A 17,267-nucleotide genomic window follows, 5' to 3' on the forward strand; every position below is an offset into this window, starting at 1 on the left:
AATGGACTTGTTTACCTAAGATTCAGCTGGGTAAGTAATTTTTCGACAAGGTTTGTCATGTCAGCGAAACACCCAATCATTGCAGTTACTGGTTCATCCGGTGCCGGTACTACGACCACATCTGAAGCCTTCCGTAAGATGTTCAATATGATGAACGTCAAGCCCGCATGGGTTGAGGGGGACAGCTTCCACCGCTTTACTCGCCCAGAGATGGATGTAGAAATTCGTAAAGCGCGTGATCAAGGCAGACACATCAGTTACTTTGGCCCTCAAGCTAATAACTTCCCTGGACTGGAAGCCTTTTTCCGTCAATTTGGCCAGGATGGCACTGGTAGTGTACGCCGCTATCTGCACACCTTTGATGAAGCCGTACCTTATAACCAAATGCCAGGCACCTTTACCCCGTGGCAAGGTTTACCTGAAAACAGTGACGTGCTGTTCTATGAAGGATTACACGGCGGCGTGGTCGATGGTGATGTCGATGTGGCTCAGCATGTTGATTTTCTGATTGGCATGGTGCCGATCGTGAACTTAGAGTGGATTCAAAAGTTCGTACGCGATACGCGCGACCGAGGTCACTCTCGTGAAGCCGTGATGGATTCAATCGTGCGCTCAATGGACGACTATCTTAACTACATTACACCACAGTTTTCTCGTACCCACATCAACTTTCAACGTGTCCCGACCGTGGATACGTCAAACCCACTTAACGCCAAAGGCATACCAAGTCTGGATGAAAGCTTTGTTGTTATTCGCCTTCGTGGCATTAAAAATGTCGATTTTCCTTATCTACTCGCTATGATTGACGGCTCATTTATGTCACGCCACAACACCATTGTCGTACCCGGCGGTAAGATGAGCTTTGCCATGGAGCTCATCGTCAGGCCGATTCTGCAACAGCTCATCGAAACGGGTAAAATTGGTTAAAAACCTCGCGAATAAAGTGTTTACTTTTCATACCGTGATCATGTGCACATTTTTGCTTACAAAATCTCCACCATGGCACGATTAAAATCAAGAAATCGTTTTCGAAAAAGGATACTATTTCTAACCGAAACACAAGAGAGCTTGCAGTATAGAAAAGTATTCTTATTCTAGTAAGCTAATTCGGGCTTAGCTAAAATACGGATAGCGCAAGCGTACCCTGCAGAGGAAGTGATATATTATGGTTCTAGGTAAACCTCAAACCGACCCAACACTAGAGTGGTTTCTTTCACACTGTCATATTCATAAATACCCTTCAAAGAGCACGCTAATTCACGCGGGTGAGAAAGCTGAAACGTTGTACTACATCGTTAAAGGTTCTGTTGCGGTTCTTATCAAAGACGAAGAAGGTAAGGAGATGATCCTTTCTTACCTAAACCAAGGTGACTTCATTGGTGAACTAGGTCTATTCGAAGAAGACCAAGAGCGTACCGCATGGGTTCGTGCTAAATCTCCTTGTGAAGTGGCTGAAATTTCGTTCAAGAAATTCCGTCAACTTATTCAAGTAAACCCTGACATCCTAATGCGCCTTTCTGCGCAAATGGCTCGTCGCCTTCAAGTTACTAGCCAGAAAGTGGGTGACCTAGCGTTCCTAGACGTAACTGGTCGTATCGCTCAGACTCTTCTGAACCTTGCTAAGCAGCCAGATGCAATGACGCACCCAGACGGAATGCAAATCAAGATCACTCGTCAAGAAATCGGTCAAATCGTTGGCTGTTCTCGTGAGACAGTAGGCCGAATCTTGAAGATGCTAGAAGAGCAGAACCTAATTTCTGCACACGGCAAAACTATCGTTGTTTACGGGACTCGTTAATTCCGATTAACGTTTAAAAAATTCAAAGCCACCAATAGAAACATTGGTGGCTTTTTTGTTTTAGAAAAACACTGGATTAGCGCCCTCTATTTTTTTCCGTTTGTGCTCTCAAAGATCTTATCTGCCGATGCGGCAACAAATCCTGAGTACAAGTCACCGTTATCCATTGCGTAGCGCTTAGCAAACTCGTAAAAGCCTCCAGGAATCACTTCAACACCTTCCGTAAAGGCCACTGGCACTTTATCGGCCATGGTCGAAGATTGCTCTAGCAACACCTGTGGCGTACCTTTTACTTCGCCGCCGTTTTCGTTGATGGTGAAGCCTGCTGTGCGTAGGTGGTCGTTTACTTGCTTCACTTCTTGGTGTTGGTTAAGTTGGTTTACGCTCACGGTAAAGTGATTTGCGCCGTAACCATGTGCAGCAAGCCAAGAGGCATACTCACTCTCGTTCGCCAACGTTTGGAAATCAGCGTAACTAATCTCCCACAAACGTCCACCATACAAGAAGCCGCTGCCAATCAGCTTTGAAGCATCAACCTGCTCGACCAGTTTATGAACGATGTCTTGCAGCTCTGGCGAACATTCATCGACCTTCAACTCACTGATAAACACTTTTGGTTGCTTTGGATCTGGGTGCTCAAAGTGTTTTGCCACCAGCTTTTTGCTTTCAAATACGTAGTCACCACAGGCTTTATAACCCACTGTCAAAAATGGTTTCGCCAACGTTTCAATACCGAGGGGAGCGACATTAAACGTACGTAGCGCAATATGGTCATTAATCAAAGGCTCATCTTCTTGTAGAAGTTGATGGACTTTAGCAGCAGAAGGGCAAAGACGTTGAATGTAGTCTTGCCATAGCGATTCAAATAACACATCGGGCGTCATAACGACTCCTTGTTATGAAATGTAGAGTTAGAGATAAGAGGAAGTTGACCGCTCGTTCACAGCCCCAAGGCTGTCCAGAATCACGAACACGCGGTCATCAACCTGTGACGGTATGTGAGGCATTAATGCCAGTCAGTCAACACGCGTTGGGGAGTCTTGAGCTCGCCTTTGGCGTTTGCCAGCGCGCTTTACCGGAATCCTAACTTGGTAAATAGCTCTGGCAGATAGAAGCGGTGATACTTTGTTACCGCTTCGTATTTCTCGATTACAGGCTGACACCTGGGCTCAATGTTGCAGGCAAGACCGTCTCGCGACCTTCCACTGATGCCATTGGGTACGCACAGTAGTCTGCTGCGTAGTAAGCACTTGGGCGTAGGTTACCTGACGCCCCCGGACCACCAAACGGTGCATCACCACTGGCTCCCGTCAGCTGACGGTTGCGATTCACGATACCTGCACGAATGTGGTCAACGAAGTATTCCCACTCTTGGTCGTCAGTTGAAACCAGACCCGCAGAAAGACCAAAGCGCGTATCGTTCGCTAGCTCTACCGCTTTCTCTAGCCCTTCGTAGCGCACTACTTGCAGAAGTGGACCGAAGTACTCTTCATCTGGCAGTTCAGCAATGTTCGTCACATCGATGATGCCCGGAGAAACAAACGCCGCTTCGCCCGCTTTCGCTTCAATTAAGCTTTCGCCACCAAGAGCTTGCAGGTTAGCTTGTGCATCCAGAATAAACTTGGCTGCCGCGACCGAAATTTGTGGTCCCATGAATGGCGCAGGCTCAGCAAATGGTTGGTCAACGCGAATGTTACGTGTCGCTTCCACCAACTTAGCAATCACTGCATCACCCTTATCTCCAAACGGAATGTACAGACGACGAGCGCAGGTACAACGTTGACCTGCGCTGATGAAGGCTGACTGGATGATGGTGTAAACCGTTGCATCTAGGTCGCCGTAGTTACCCGAAATAACCATCGGGTTATTGCCACCCATTTCTAGCGCCAGCATCTTGTCCGGCTGACCTGCAAATTGACGATGCAGAACATGACCTGTGTTTGCACTACCCGTGAACAGCACGCCATCAATGCCTTTCGCGTCCGCTAGCGCAATGCCGGTTTCTTTCGCACCTTGGACTAGGTTAATCACACCTTTCGGTAGACCCACTTCTTCCCACAGTTTCATGGCTAATTCACCCGTCCATGGCGTTTGCTCAGACGGCTTGAATACCACTGTGTTACCCGCAAGTAGTGCTGGCACGATGTGACCATTTGGCAGATGACCTGGGAAGTTATAAGGGCCGAATACCGCCATTACACCCAATGGGCGGTGACGCAATACAATTTGGTTGCCTGCGGCTTCACGTGTCGCTTCACCAGTGCGGTCGTGGTAAGCACGGATAGAAATCGCAATTTTACCTGCCATTGCCGCCGCTTCAGTACGAGTTTCCCAAATCGGCTTACCGGTTTCTTTAGCAATCACTTCGGCAATTTTTTCGCTGTTCTCTTTCACTTTCTCAGCAAAAGCCAACACGATCGCTTCACGCTCTGCAAATGGACGCTTCTTCCAGTCAACAAACGCCTCGCGCGCCGCAGCAACCGCTTGGTTCACTTGCTCTGCCGTCGCGCCTTTGCCCTGCCAGATCACTTCTTGGTTGTACGGCGACAAAGACGTAAATGCTTCACCCTGACCTTGTACCCATTCACCTGCAATCCAATGTGTCATTGTTTCTATCCTTAAATTCTGTCGTCAGTTACTGCGGAAGAAGGCGAACAAAATCCCCTTCACCAACCAAAAGTGCATTCGCCAATTCTGGCGCGAGCACCACGCTTTGTGTTTCTGCGTCATAAGCCGCTTTTGCTGCCGCGGCACGGAAATTCTCGAATGATGAATTACACATCAAGAAGTCTTGCGTGCTGGTATGTTCAGAAATTTTGACTTTAGCGCGGAATGAGTGGCGTACCGATTCAATATTGCGTAAGTCACATTCCACTGAAGGACCACCATCGAAAATGTCGACATAACCCCGGTTGGTGAAACCTTCATTCTCTAGCAGTTTCAACGCCGGGCGCGTGTTGTCATGCACTTGACCAATTACGGCTTGCGCTTCTGGGCTCAACAGGTTGATGTAGATTGGCAACTTCGGCATCAAGTCAGCGATAAAACCTTTCTTGCCGATACCGGTTAGATAATCAGCAAGCGTGAAGTCAATTGAAAAGAAATGCTCTTGTAGCCACTGCCAAAATGGTGAGTTACCGTTCTCGTCTGATACACCGCGCATCTCAGCAAAAATAGTGTCTGAGAAACGTTCTGGGTGCTCAGCCATCATCAAAAATCGACACTTCGACATCAAGCGACCATTCAACCCTCCACGGAATGTTTCACGTAGGAACAAGGTACAGATTTCACTGTTGCCCGTGTAGTTGTTACCAAACGTCAGCAGCTTAACCACATTGTTTACCCCAAGTTTTGGCGATGAGTGCACCACTTTACTGATGTGGTAAGAGTAAAAAGGCACATCCCAGCCAATTGAAGCTTCGATGCCAGTGGTACCTGCGACTTCACCCGTTTCAGAGTCAAAGCCCACCATCAGGTAGCCTTCATCACCAGCTTCTTTCACGTCTGGTTTAGCAAAACTGTATTCTGAGTGTTTGATTCGATTGGTTAACAGTTCTTCGTTAACCGGTAGAGATGTAAATCCATGGCCTGACTCAACCGCACAGGTGTGCAGCGCGTCATAATCCGACATTGCAATAGGGCGAACTACTAGCATCAATACTCCCTCCAGATGCAAGAAAATCCTAACTAAATTGTAGGAACAATTCCCCCATCAGAGGTCCTTGATGGGGGTTGCGTTGGCAATAAAACCGGGATCGCGTTTACACTAACGTCGCAATCGCTTTGTCCAATTTTGCCAAGCCTTCTTCGATTTCTTGTTGTGTGATAACGAGTGATGGTGTGAAACGTACGACATTGGCACCCGCAACCAATACCATGAGACCTTGTTTACCAGCGGCAACCAGTACGTCACGTGCACGGCCTTGCCACTCTTCATTCAGCGCCGCACCAAGCAGCAAACCTTTACCACGCACTTCAGAGAAAAGGTTGTACTTCGCGTTGATCTTCTCTAGACCTTCGCGGAACATCGCTTCACGCTCTAGTACGCCCGCTAAGGTCTCTGGCTTGCTGACTTCATCAACCACAGCTTCTGCAACCGCACACGCTAATGGGTTACCACCGTAAGTCGAACCGTGAGTGCCCACTTTTAAGTGTTCAGCCAGTTTTGCTGTGGTTAACATTGCGCCGATAGGAAAACCACCACCGAGTGATTTCGCGGTGCTTAGGATATCTGGCGTGATCCCTAGACCTTGGTACGCGTAGAAGTGACCAGTACGACCGTTACCGGTTTGTACTTCATCAAAAATCAACAGTGCGTTGTGTTTGTCACACAGTTCACGAACCGCTTGGGCGAACTCAGGCGTTGGTGGAATGATACCGCCCTCACCTTGAAGCGGCTCCATCATCACCGCACAAGTGCGATCAGAGATGTGTGCTTGCAGCGCTTCGATATCGTTGTACGGCAGGTGCGTGACGTCACCAGGCTTAGGACCAAAACCGTCAGAGTAAGCCGCTTGGCCACCGACCGTCACGGTAAAGAAAGTACGACCGTGGAAACCTTGTTTGAATGCGATGATTTCAGATTTCTCAGCACCATGAACGTCTGCGGCGTAACGACGAGCAAGCTTTAATGCAGCTTCGTTCGCTTCTGCACCAGAGTTGGCAAAGAATACGCGCTCTGCGAAACTGACTTCAGTCAGTTTTTTTGCTAAGCGGAGTGCTGGCTCATTGGTCATTACGTTGCTAAGGTGCCAAAGCTTGTTGCCCTGCTCGGTTAATGCATTCACCATTGCAGGGTGACAATGACCAAGACAGCTCACGGCAATACCACCAGCAAAGTCGATGTATTCATTGCCTTCCTGATCCCAAATTCGTGAACCTTTACCTTTAACAGGGATCATTTCCATCGGGTTATAGCAAGGTACCATTACCTCATCGAATAAACCGCGCTCTACTTTGTTTTCCGTTGTCATTGCACATTCCTTCTTGATACCGCATGCCTAGCAGATAAGCGAATTTAACCAGCATTCTTTGCTAGCAAATAATGTTTTGCATTTAAGCCATCAGGGCATTGTATTTACATTTAATTAACCATTTCAATAGTGATTTATTCTTTTCGCATCCCAGCACAACCACCACTAATCACTATCTATGAGTATTTATGCACCAAGAATTCGGGATTGAGAAGCGTTTTTTTATAAAAGGCAACGATTACTTGAATTAACAGGAGGGACAAGCAATGAATAATTCTCGCCAATTAGATAGAACGCATAGTTTTGCATTCCACTTCCAAAGTGAAATAGATGAAGAATTTGTTAAAAAAAGTGATCGGGATCAGATCGTTTTACGCGCGAGAAAGTTTGCGAGTAGTTCGTGGCCTTGTTCTGTCTTAATTGACTCAGGATGAAACTGTACCGCGTAAATTGGCAGGGTTTTATGCTGATAACCCATGATTTCATCCATGGATCCGTCAGGTAGTTCAGTCCAAGCGGTCAATTCAAACACATCAGGTAACGTGCCGCTTTTCACCACGAGAGAGTGGTAGCGGGTTACCGTCAGTGGGTTATTAAGATTTTTAAACACACTGCGACCGTTGTGACGAATCGGTGAGGTCTTACCGTGCATCACTTGTCGTGCACGTACCACTTCGCCACCAAACACCTGCGCAATCGCCTGATGACCAAGACAAACGCCCAAGATAGGCAGCTTGCCAGCAAAGTGTTCAATGGCTTGTAGAGAGATACCCGCTTCGTTAGGGGTACATGGTCCTGGAGAGATCACCAAATGAGTGGGGTTGAGCGCCTCAATACCTTGAATGTCGATTTCATCGTTACGCACCACCTTTACGTCTGCACCAAGCTCGCAGAAGTATTGGTAAAGGTTGTAGGTAAAAGAGTCGTAGTTATCGATGATCAACAACATAAAGTGTCGGTGGCTCCAATCCGTTTTGGCAATGCTTAAGTGATGAATCACCACTTTCGTGGCAATCAAGGGCGGTATTTTGCTATACCAAGCAAGAAAGGCAAGTTTTTGCTGAATAAATTTGCTCTGATACGAAAAGCCCTCGCTAGATGCGAGGGCTAAAAATAATAAAGCTCTAAGCTCGATTATGGGCGAGCAACAAAGCCGACGGCTTCATACGCTTTCTTCAATGTTTCGGCAGCGCGAGCGGATGCTTTCTCTGCACCTTGCTTCATCACTTCATTCATGAATGCGCGGTCTTCACGAATACGACGGTATTCTGCTTGGATAGGCTCTAGCATTGCGACTAATGCTTCACCTACGTCTTTCTTGAATGGACCGTACATTTCAACACCTTGGTATTTCGCTTCAATCTCTTCAAAGCTCATGCCTGTCGCCGCAGAATAAAGCCCCATTAGGTTCGAGATACCTGCTTTGCTTTCCCAGTCGTGAGCGATACGCGGTGGCGTTTCTGTATCGGTTTGCGCTTTGTTGATCTTCTTGATGATCGACTTAGGCTCTTCAAGCAGCGTGATAACGTTCTTACGGTTATCATCTGACTTAGACATCTTCTTCGTTGCGTCTTGAAGACTCATTACGCGCGCATTTACCGTCGGAATGTAAGGCTCTGGCACTTGGAAGATTGGCTGATCTGGCGAGTAGATATTGTTAAAGCGGTTAGCGATATCACGCGCTAGCTCTAGGTGCTGCTTCTGGTCGCTACCGACTGGCACTTGGTGCGCACCATAAAGCAGGATATCCGCAGCCATGAGTACTGGGTAGTCAAACAGACCAACATTTACGTCGCCAAATTGGCTTGAGCTGTCACTCGAATAACGTGCTGATTTGTCTTTAAACTGAGTCATACGACCCAACTCACCCATCTGGGTGTAACAGTTAAGAAGCCAACCAAGTTGAGCATGCTCTGGTACGTGTGACTGAACAAATAGCGTGCTCTTCTTCGGGTCAACACCAACTGCCAGACAGATCGCCAGTGCGTCTAGTGTCGCTTCATGCAGTGCTTTAGGGTCCTGACGAACCGTAATCGCGTGAAGGTCTACCACACAGTATTGGCAATCATAATCGTCTTGCATCTGCTGCCATTGACGTAGAGCACCCAAGTAATTGCCGATACTTAGTTCACCTGAAGGTTGAACACCACTCAATACGATGGGTTTGCTCATTAGAATGATTCCTTTGACTTCTTAATCTAAATAAATGAAAAACCGTGCGGCTCTTAGCGCACGGTTCACTCAGTGTACTCATTAGCGAGTATTTTGGAAGATCTTTTGTCGCGGTTATACAGAAACCGCTATTACATCCAATAATTCACCCAAACTGCTAGCAACAAAATCGGGATTCGACGCTGAAATTGGCTCACCATGGTTGTAACCGTAAGTTAAACCAAATGAGGCACAACCTGCATTCTTCGCCGCTAGAATATCATTTTTCGAATCCCCAACCATCAGCATTTCACTTGGCAGGATCTGATGTTTTTCCATCAGCCAGTTGAGTGCAACTGGGTTAGGCTTTTTCTCAAAAAATGCATCGCCACCAAGTACATCGACAAAGTATTTGGCAATGTCGTGTTTCTCCAGAATCTCTGGCACAAACTTGGACGGTTTGTTGGTGACTAGCGCCATCACAAATCCAGCGTTATGCAGCTCTTCCAACGTTTCTTTGACCGTTGGATAAAGATGGCTAAGCTTATGACCGCTCTGCGCGTAGAAATCATCAAACAATACACGAGCCTGAGCACATAGTTCGTCACTTAACTCTGGGTTGATGGTCAGGCTTTGGCTCAATGAACGACCAATCAATACGTCCGCACCGTTACCGACGTAGTCACGGACTTGCTCTTCAGATACCGAAGGAAAACCAAGTGCTTGCACCGCTTGATCAGCTGCAACGGCCAAATCAGGCACGCTATCAAGTAAAGTGCCATCCAAATCAAAAGCGATGAATTTAATATTTTGTTGAGTCATAACTTCCCTGAGAATTTTTATAAGTAGCCGAAAACAACAAAGGATGGGCCCCCATCCTTTGCATCTTTATCATTGTGACTGACTTTGTAGTAAGTGCTTGTTTAAATTTACTTTACAGCAAGACGCTGACGAACCGCTTCAAACAAACAGATGCCTGATGCGACCGATACGTTCAAACTTGATACGCTGCCAGCCATTGGGATCTTAATCAGATCGTCACAGGTTTCGCGAGTAAGGCGACGCATGCCGTCACCTTCAGCCCCCATCACGATAGCAAGAGGACCTGTCAGCTTCGCTTGGTAGATATCGTGTGTCGCTTCACCTGCGGTACCCACAAACCAGATACCTTGTTCTTGTAGGGTACGCATAGTACGAGCCAAGTTAGTCACTCGGATCAATGGCACCACTTCTGCTGCGCCACACGCCACTTTGCTTACTGTCGCGTTCATTGGTGCAGAACGGTCTTTCGGTACGATAATTGCCGCCACGCCTGCGGCATCAGCATTACGTAGACAAGCACCTAGGTTATGCGGATCTGTCACACCATCCAGTACCAACAATAACGGGGACTCGTGCTGCGCGAGAATGTCATCAATATCGTTTTCATTTAGCTGTTTTGCTGGTTTCACGCGCGCGATGATACCTTGGTGGTTTGCGCCATACGCTTTGTCGTCCAGTGTTTTACGCGTCATCTGCTGAATAGAAACACCACATACCTGCAAATCATTCAGAATAGGCATTAGGCGATCGTCTTGACGGCCTTTTAGAACATATGCTTCGATAAAACGCTCTGGTTCGCGTTCCAATACCGCCTTCACTGCGTGAATGCCGTAAATAAATTCGTTACTCATTGTTTAACCTGTTTTTATGGTCACTTTCTAGCCAACCTCGCAATGAGGTTGGCTATTTCGCCTACTGTGCGTCACTCTTGGTACGCTGAGTTTTCTTCGGCTTACTGTGTGGCTTTTTCTTACGTGCTTTCTTCACCTTAGGCTTTTTGTCCGCCTCAGTTTCACCGAGTTTTTGGCCATCGCGTTTGCCAGAGGTTTCACTTAGCTCTGGTCGCTTGGTTGGCTCAATCACTGGTGTCGCACGAGTGCCGCCTTTCGTAGCAGCACGTTTTTTCTCTTTTGCTTTACGCTTGGCTTCTGCTGCGCGTTTCTTCGCAGTCTTACCTTCGCCGCGTAGCTTACGACTTGTTTCGACTAATTCAAAGTCAATTTGCTTGTCATTTAGATTAACAGCAAGCACTTTGACTTTCACTGCATCACCTAAGCGGTAGATGTTACCGAAGCTTTCACCGATAAGCCTTTGACCGATAGGATCAAATTGATAGTAGTCGTTCGCTAGCGTTGAAATGTGCACCAAACCATCAATATGCAATTCCGTCAGGCGCACAAAGAAACCAAAACTGGTCACGTTGGCAATCACACCATCAAGCTCATCACCGACGTGGTCTTGCATGTATTCACACTTCAACCAATCCGCCACTTCACGCGTCGCATCATCAGCTCTGCGCTCGGTCATCGAACATTGTTCACCGTAGAAGTCCATGTCGTCAAACGAGTAGTGATACCCACCAGTTGGCGTCCAACGGTCTTGATTGCGGCCTTCTTCTTTCGCAATCAAGTATTTAATTGCGCGATGCAGCAGCAAGTCTGGGTAACGACGAATTGGCGACGTAAAGTGCGCATAACGCTTTAATGCCAAACCGAAGTGACCGGCATTATCTGCGCTATAAATCGCCTGCTTCATCGAACGCAGTAGCATGGTTTGGATCAGCTCTTTATCCTGACGCTCAGCAATTTGTTTCACCAAGTCCGCGTAATCCGTTGGCGAAGGTTCTAAACCACCGCCTAAGTTTAGACCCAGTTCGCCAAGAAAATCACGGAAGCCTTGCAAACGCAATTCACCCGGAGATTCGTGAATGCGATATAGCGCCGGCTCTTTAGCTTTTTCCACCAGCGATGCCGAAGCCACGTTGGCCATGATCATACACTCTTCAATGATCTTGTGTGCGTCGTTACGAATCACAGGTTCGATGCTTTCAATCTTACGATCAGCATTAAAGATGAACTTCGCTTCCACCGTTTCAAATTCAATCGCACCACGGTTATCACGCGCGTCTTTTAGTACTTTGTACATGGCGTGCAATTCCTCAAGGTGTGGCACTTGCGCGTGATAACGCATGCGTAGCTCTTCATCACCCTCTAGGATCGCCCCCACTTTGTTGTAAGTCAGACGAGCGTGCGAGTTCATCACTGCTTCGTAATGCTTGTACCCCGATAGCTTCCCTGTTTCGGAGATGGTCATTTCACAAACCATACATAAGCGATCCACTTGTGGATTGAGTGAACACAGGCCGTTCGATAATACCTCTGGCAACATAGGTACAACTTGTGAAGGGAAATACACTGAGTTACCACGGTTAATCGCTTCTTTATCAAGCGCAGTGTCTGGTCGCACGTAGTAACTGACATCAGCAATGGCTACCCATAAGCGCCAACCGCCGCCCTTCTTCTTCTCACAGTAAACCGCATCATCGAAATCACGAGCGTCTTCACCATCGATGGTAACAAGCGGCAATTCACGCAAGTCAACACGGCCAACTTTGGCTTCTTCTGGCACTTCCTCGCCTAAGTTAACGATCTGCTTGTCGACCGCTTCTGGCCACTCGTGTGGAATTTGATGGGTACGAATTGCGACTTGAGTTTCCATACCCGGCGCCATATTTTCGCCAAGTACTTCAACCACTTTACCCATCATTCCGCGCGAACGAGAGCCACGGTCGGTCACTTCAATCACAACCACATTACCCATACGAGCTCCAGATTTGTGCTCATTTGGGATCAGAATATCTTGGCTAATGCGAGAATCATCCGGTACAACGTATGAGTAGCCATATTCCAGGAAGAAGCGACCAACAATCTGAGTATTACGCTCTTCCAATACACGCACTAAGCGACCTTCACGACGACCACGCTTGCTGTTATCGGTTGGCTGAACCAACACAAAGTCACCATGGATAATGTTCTTCATTTGGTGATGCGGCAGCACAATGTCATCATCCTTGCCGACACTGCCTTCTGGACGAACCCAACCGTGACCATCTTTGTGGCCAATCACATAACCTTTCACCATTTCGAGCTTTGCTGGTAGCGCATAGCACTGACGACGCGTAAACACGAGCTGACCATCACGCTCCATTGCACGCAGTCTACGGCGCAAGCCTTCGTATTGTTCTTCACCTTCAAGTTTCAGCGCTTCAAACAAATCATTACGATTCATTGGTACGCCAGCTTGTTCAAGAAACTCAATGATGAACTCTCTGCTTGGGATTGGGTTTTCGTAATTCTTGGACTCACGATCTGCGAACGGATCGTTTGGAATATTGTCTGACATAGGCGTGCCTATCTAGCAAGGAAGGTATAGAGCTAGTATATCCGAGTCTCAGGATAAGCTACAGAATTGCTTTGAAAAAAGAATGTTCAAGAAAAGATTTAAGACTCGAAAATAAGGCTAAGGACGAGTAAGCAAGATCAGCAGCTCGGCATTGTCACTAAGCAGCTCTTCGATAGTGCAAGTATCCAACTCAGCAAGAAACGCCATTTTCGCTTTCGCCAACTTATCTTTCAAACGACAAGCTGGCGTAATATGGCAAAACTCAACACCACAATTGACCAAATCTAATGGCTCTAGATCACGCACCACACCGCCAACGGTAATGTCTGCTGCTGGCTTCATCAAACGAATTCCACCGTTCTTTCCACGCACAGTATGAACATAGCCGAGCTGACCTAAACGGTTGATCACTTTAACCATGTGGTTACGTGACACCCCAAATAAGTCGGTTACTTCAGTAATATTCGTCAACTCATCTTTTGGCAGTGAAGCCAAGTAAATCAAGGTTCTTAGCGCGTAGTCGGTGAAACTGGTTAACTGCATGTTGCGATCCTCTTTAATTAATGAGTTTAAATCTTTTCTTGATTAAAAGATACATTTGAGATACAACTTTAAACATGCATTATAAATATAACTTTAGATGGGAAGACATTATGCTCAGCAATCAAACTATTGAAATAGTGAAAGCAACGGCGCCACTTCTTGCAGAAACTGGCCCAAAACTCACCGCACACTTTTACGATAGAATGTTCACCCATAACCCTGAGTTGAAAGATATTTTCAACATGAGCAATCAGCGCAATGGTGACCAACGAGAAGCGCTATTTAATGCCATCTGCGCCTACGCGACTAACATCGATAACCTGCCTGCACTGCTAGGCGCGGTAGAAAAAATCGCTCATAAACACACCAGCTTTTTAATTACTGAAGATCAGTACCAAATCGTCGGTAAACACCTGCTTGCTACCATTGATGAATTGTTCTCTCCTGGTCAGGAAGTGATTGATGCATGGGCAGAAGCATACGGTGTGCTCGCGAACGTATTCATTCAACGTGAAGAGCAAATCTACCAAGAAAACGCCGCACTTCAAGGTGGTTGGCGTGGTCTGCGTGAGTTTGAGTTGGTGGGCAAGCAACTTGAGAGTGAAAGCATCTGTAGCTTTGTTTTCAAACCAACCGATGGTGAAGTGGTTTCTGAATACAAACCGGGTCAATACCTCGGTATCTACATCAACAGTGATAAGTTCGACAGCCAAGAGATTCGCCAATACAGCCTATCTTCTGCGGCTCAAAAGAACACTTACCGTATCTCGGTAAAACGTGAACAAGGCGGTAAAGTATCGAATTTCCTGCATGATGAGCTAAACATCGGCGATAAAGTACAACTTGCGGCACCTGCGGGTGATTTCTTTATGGATGTAGACGCGACGACTCCAGTTGTTTTGGTTTCGGCAGGTGTGGGGGTAACTCCAACTCTATCGATGCTCGAGAGCCTTGCTGAGCATCAAGCGCCCGTGACTTGGGTACACGCGGCAGAAAACGGTCAGCAGCACGCATTTAAACAGCACGTAAACCAACTAGTGAGTGCAAAAGACAACATGAACTCGCTGATTTGGTACAACCAGCCAACCGCAGAAGACAAGATCGGTGAAGACTTTCACTTCACTGGCTTGGTGAATCTAAACGAGATAGAAGTGGCGCTGAAGCAAGACAACGTGCAGGTGTACTTCTGCGGTCCTGTCGGCTTTATGCAGCATGTCGCGAAGCAGTTGCTTGAGTTAGGCGTCCCTCAAGGGCAATTCCATTACGAGTGTTTTGGTCCACACAAAGTCGTATAACTATTGGTGCTGTCTTGAAAACAACAAAGCCCACATCATGTGGGCTTTGTTGTATGAAGTTATCAGCGTTTTTAACCGAACTGCTTACCAGAAGGTATCACGTCGTTTTGCGCGTGCGATGATGTTTTGCGGCATTCGCTGCTCTAAGCCATTTCTTAGTACCGCGATACGTTTATGCTGTCTCTTATCCGCCGTTACCGAGTTATACAACCAACGGTAAGCATCTTCGTAATCAATCGGACTGCCGTAATCACGCAGCAATAACTCAGCAAGATGAATACGCGCATTTAGATTGCCCATCGCTGCGGCTTCACGCAGGTAAGGGATTGCACGTTCCTTGTCTTGTTGAACTAACGTACCACGAGAATAGTAACGCCCAAGCTGCTCTAATGCTGCTGGCAAGCCTTGGTGCGCGGCATTTTCCATGTAGTAAAGGCCGAGTTCAACGTCTTGCTCTACACAGACGCCCCACGCCAGCATATCACCGTAAAGGAATTCATAAGACGGCAAATTAATGCGCGTCGCACGTGCTACGATGTCTTCCACCAACTGGCAGTTATCAGCGCGCACGCGTTGTAAGTGCTTATTCTGTTCAATAAGCGTAATCAACTCTGCTTCGGTGTAGATAGGAACTGGCGCACCCACATCGGCAATATTAGCTTCAACCGAGGTTGCACTTAGCATCAATAACAGTGAAGCAGCCACTGCCCGTAACTTCATAAATGTACTCTTTAAGGTATCGAAGAAACCAAAGATCGGCGAAGGATCTCCTCTGCTTGATAACCTTATCGGCAAAAGGCTGTTAATCTTTAGGCAAATTTTGCCTCTTTCCTAAGCTTAACGGCAACAGCTTGCCACATCGAGTCTATTTTCCCCACGAATGAAGCTAACTCACAGAGACAAAAAAGCCGACTTTAAAGTCGGCTTTTACAATCTCTACCGAGTATCGATTAAGCACCAAATGGGTGAACTTTAATGATAGTTTCGTTACGGTCTGGGCCTGTTGAGATAATGTCTACTGGCACGCCAGTTAGCTCTTCGATACGTTTGATGTAATCTAGAGCGGCTTGTGGAAGCGCATCTAGAGATTTAGCACCGAATGTGTTCTCAGACCAACCAGGCATCGTTTCGTAGATTGGCGTTACTTTTTCGTACTCATCAGCTGCCATTGGCGAAACTTCTAGTACAGAACCATCTTCCATCTTGTAACCAGTACAGATTTTTAGCTCTTCTAGACCATCTAGTACGTCTAGTTTAGTTAGACAGAAACCAGTAACAGAGTTAATTTGGATTGCACGACGCATCGCAACAGCATCGAACCAACCTGTACGACGTAGACGACCCGTTGTTGCACCAAACTCATGGCCAACAGTACCAAGGTGCTTACCTACTGGATCTTGCTTGTCTAAACCATCGTATAGCTCAGTTGGGAATGGACCTGCACCAACGCGAGTACAGTAAGCTTTCGCGATACCAAGGATGTAACCTAGGTGACGAGGACCAAAACCAGAACCGGCAGCAACACCACCAGCGGTTGTGTTAGAAGAAGTTACGTACGGGTAAGTACCGTGGTCGATATCTAGCAGAGTACCTTGTGCACCTTCGAACATGATCTTGTCACCGCGCTTACGTGCTGCGTCTAGTTCGTCAGTTACGTCCATAACCATAGAAGTAAGTAGTTCAGCGTAGCCTTTCGCTTGCTCAAGTACTTCTTCGTAGCTTACTGCGTCTGCTTTGTAGTAGTTCACTAGAGCGAAGTTATGGTATTCCATCACTTCTTTTAGTTTCTCAGCGAATGCTTCCATATCGAATAGGTCGCCAACGCGTAGACCACGACGAGCAACTTTATCTTCGTACGCAGGACCGATACCACGGCCAGTCGTACCAATCGCTTTTTTACCACGTGCAATTTCACGCGCTTGGTCTAGCGCAACGTGATAAGGAAGAATGAGAGGGCATGCTTCAGAAATGAAAAGACGTTCGCGAACAGGAATACCGCGCTCTTCAAGAGGTTTCATTTCTTTAATTAGAGCTTCAGGTGATAGTACAACACCGTTACCGATAACGCATTTTACGTTATCGCGAAGGATACCTGATGGAATTAAGTGAAGAACGGTTTTTTCACCGTCAATTACAAGTGTGTGACCTGCATTGTGACCGCCTTGGTAGCGCACCACGTATTTTGCATCTTCAGTTAAAAGGTCTACGATTTTACCTTTACCTTCGTCACCCCATTGGGTGCCTAGAACGACTACGTTATTTCCCATCTTTCCAAGTCTGATT

15 protein-coding genes are annotated in these 17,267 nt (G+C 47.0%); 3 read left to right on the forward strand and 12 right to left on the reverse strand.

The features are described from left to right. Positions 1-57 precede the first annotated feature (57 nt). Entirely contained in the window at positions 58-927 is an 870-nt protein-coding gene (locus tag AK965_RS13075) for a phosphoribulokinase (RefSeq protein ID WP_099080026.1), read from the forward strand. Positions 928-1,165: 238 nt separating this feature from the next. Then, the gene (gene crp, locus AK965_RS13080; RefSeq protein ID WP_005381432.1) at positions 1,166-1,798 is read left to right on the forward strand and encodes a cAMP-activated global transcriptional regulator CRP; all 633 of its coding nucleotides are present in this window, start codon (positions 1,166-1,168) and stop codon (positions 1,796-1,798) included. 86 nt (positions 1,799-1,884) lie between these two features. On the opposite strand, the gene AK965_RS13085 is transcribed toward crp, so the two are convergent. The 10 genes from AK965_RS13085 to nsrR form a co-directional block, all read right to left on the reverse strand. Continuing rightward, a complete protein-coding gene (locus AK965_RS13085) occupies positions 1,885-2,682 on the reverse strand; it encodes a DUF1338 domain-containing protein (protein ID WP_099080027.1) in 798 nt (265 codons plus the stop codon). A gap of 265 nt (positions 2,683-2,947) precedes the next feature. Further along, entirely contained in the window at positions 2,948-4,405 is a 1,458-nt protein-coding gene (gene astD / locus AK965_RS13090; protein ID WP_099080028.1) for a succinylglutamate-semialdehyde dehydrogenase, read from the reverse strand. 28 nt (positions 4,406-4,433) lie between these two features. Next, on the reverse strand, positions 4,434-5,453 hold the full coding sequence (gene astA, locus AK965_RS13095; protein WP_099080029.1) for an arginine N-succinyltransferase: 1,020 nt from the start codon (positions 5,451-5,453) through the stop codon (positions 4,434-4,436). Positions 5,454-5,559: 106 nt separating this feature from the next. Continuing rightward, on the reverse strand, positions 5,560-6,771 hold the full coding sequence (locus AK965_RS13100) for an aspartate aminotransferase family protein (protein ID WP_099080030.1): 1,212 nt from the start codon (positions 6,769-6,771) through the stop codon (positions 5,560-5,562). A gap of 361 nt (positions 6,772-7,132) precedes the next feature. Next, on the reverse strand, positions 7,133-7,720 hold the full coding sequence (locus AK965_RS13105; protein ID WP_099080031.1) for an aminodeoxychorismate/anthranilate synthase component II: 588 nt from the start codon (positions 7,718-7,720) through the stop codon (positions 7,133-7,135). Positions 7,721-7,905: 185 nt separating this feature from the next. Then, positions 7,906-8,943, reverse strand: a complete 1,038-nt coding sequence (gene trpS, locus AK965_RS13110) for a tryptophan--tRNA ligase (protein WP_099080032.1) — start codon at positions 8,941-8,943, stop codon at positions 7,906-7,908. A gap of 114 nt (positions 8,944-9,057) precedes the next feature. Then, entirely contained in the window at positions 9,058-9,744 is a 687-nt protein-coding gene (locus tag AK965_RS13115) for a phosphoglycolate phosphatase (RefSeq protein WP_099080033.1), read from the reverse strand. Between the two features lie 107 nt (positions 9,745-9,851). Then, on the reverse strand, positions 9,852-10,595 hold the full coding sequence (gene rlmB / locus AK965_RS13120) for a 23S rRNA (guanosine(2251)-2'-O)-methyltransferase RlmB (RefSeq protein ID WP_099080034.1): 744 nt from the start codon (positions 10,593-10,595) through the stop codon (positions 9,852-9,854). 61 nt (positions 10,596-10,656) lie between these two features. Continuing rightward, entirely contained in the window at positions 10,657-13,146 is a 2,490-nt protein-coding gene (gene rnr / locus AK965_RS13125) for a ribonuclease R (RefSeq protein WP_099080035.1), read from the reverse strand. 117 nt (positions 13,147-13,263) lie between these two features. Beyond that, positions 13,264-13,689 carry a nitric oxide-sensing transcriptional repressor NsrR gene (nsrR, locus tag AK965_RS13130; RefSeq protein ID WP_099080036.1) on the reverse strand — a complete coding sequence of 142 codons (426 nt, stop codon included), beginning with the start codon at positions 13,687-13,689 and terminating at the stop codon, positions 13,264-13,266. 110 nt (positions 13,690-13,799) lie between these two features. Here nsrR and hmpA point away from each other — a divergent pair, with 110 nt between their 5' ends. Further along, complete coding sequence (gene hmpA / locus AK965_RS13135) at positions 13,800-14,984, forward strand: NO-inducible flavohemoprotein (RefSeq protein ID WP_099080037.1); 1,185 nt, start codon at positions 13,800-13,802, stop codon at positions 14,982-14,984. Positions 14,985-15,068: 84 nt separating this feature from the next. On the opposite strand, the gene AK965_RS13140 is transcribed toward hmpA, so the two are convergent. Together AK965_RS13140 and AK965_RS13150 are read right to left on the reverse strand one after the other, a co-directional pair. Next, positions 15,069-15,704 (reverse strand): tetratricopeptide repeat protein, encoded by a 636-nt coding sequence (locus tag AK965_RS13140; protein WP_099080038.1) that lies wholly within the window; start codon positions 15,702-15,704, stop codon positions 15,069-15,071. 230 nt (positions 15,705-15,934) lie between these two features. Further along, complete coding sequence (locus AK965_RS13150) at positions 15,935-17,251, reverse strand: adenylosuccinate synthase (RefSeq protein WP_099080039.1); 1,317 nt, start codon at positions 17,249-17,251, stop codon at positions 15,935-15,937. Between the last annotated feature and the right edge of the window lie 16 nt (positions 17,252-17,267).

This window comes from Vibrio sp. PID17_43, assembly GCF_002608565.1.
In the GTDB taxonomy this organism is placed as follows: domain Bacteria; phylum Pseudomonadota; class Gammaproteobacteria; order Enterobacterales; family Vibrionaceae; genus Vibrio.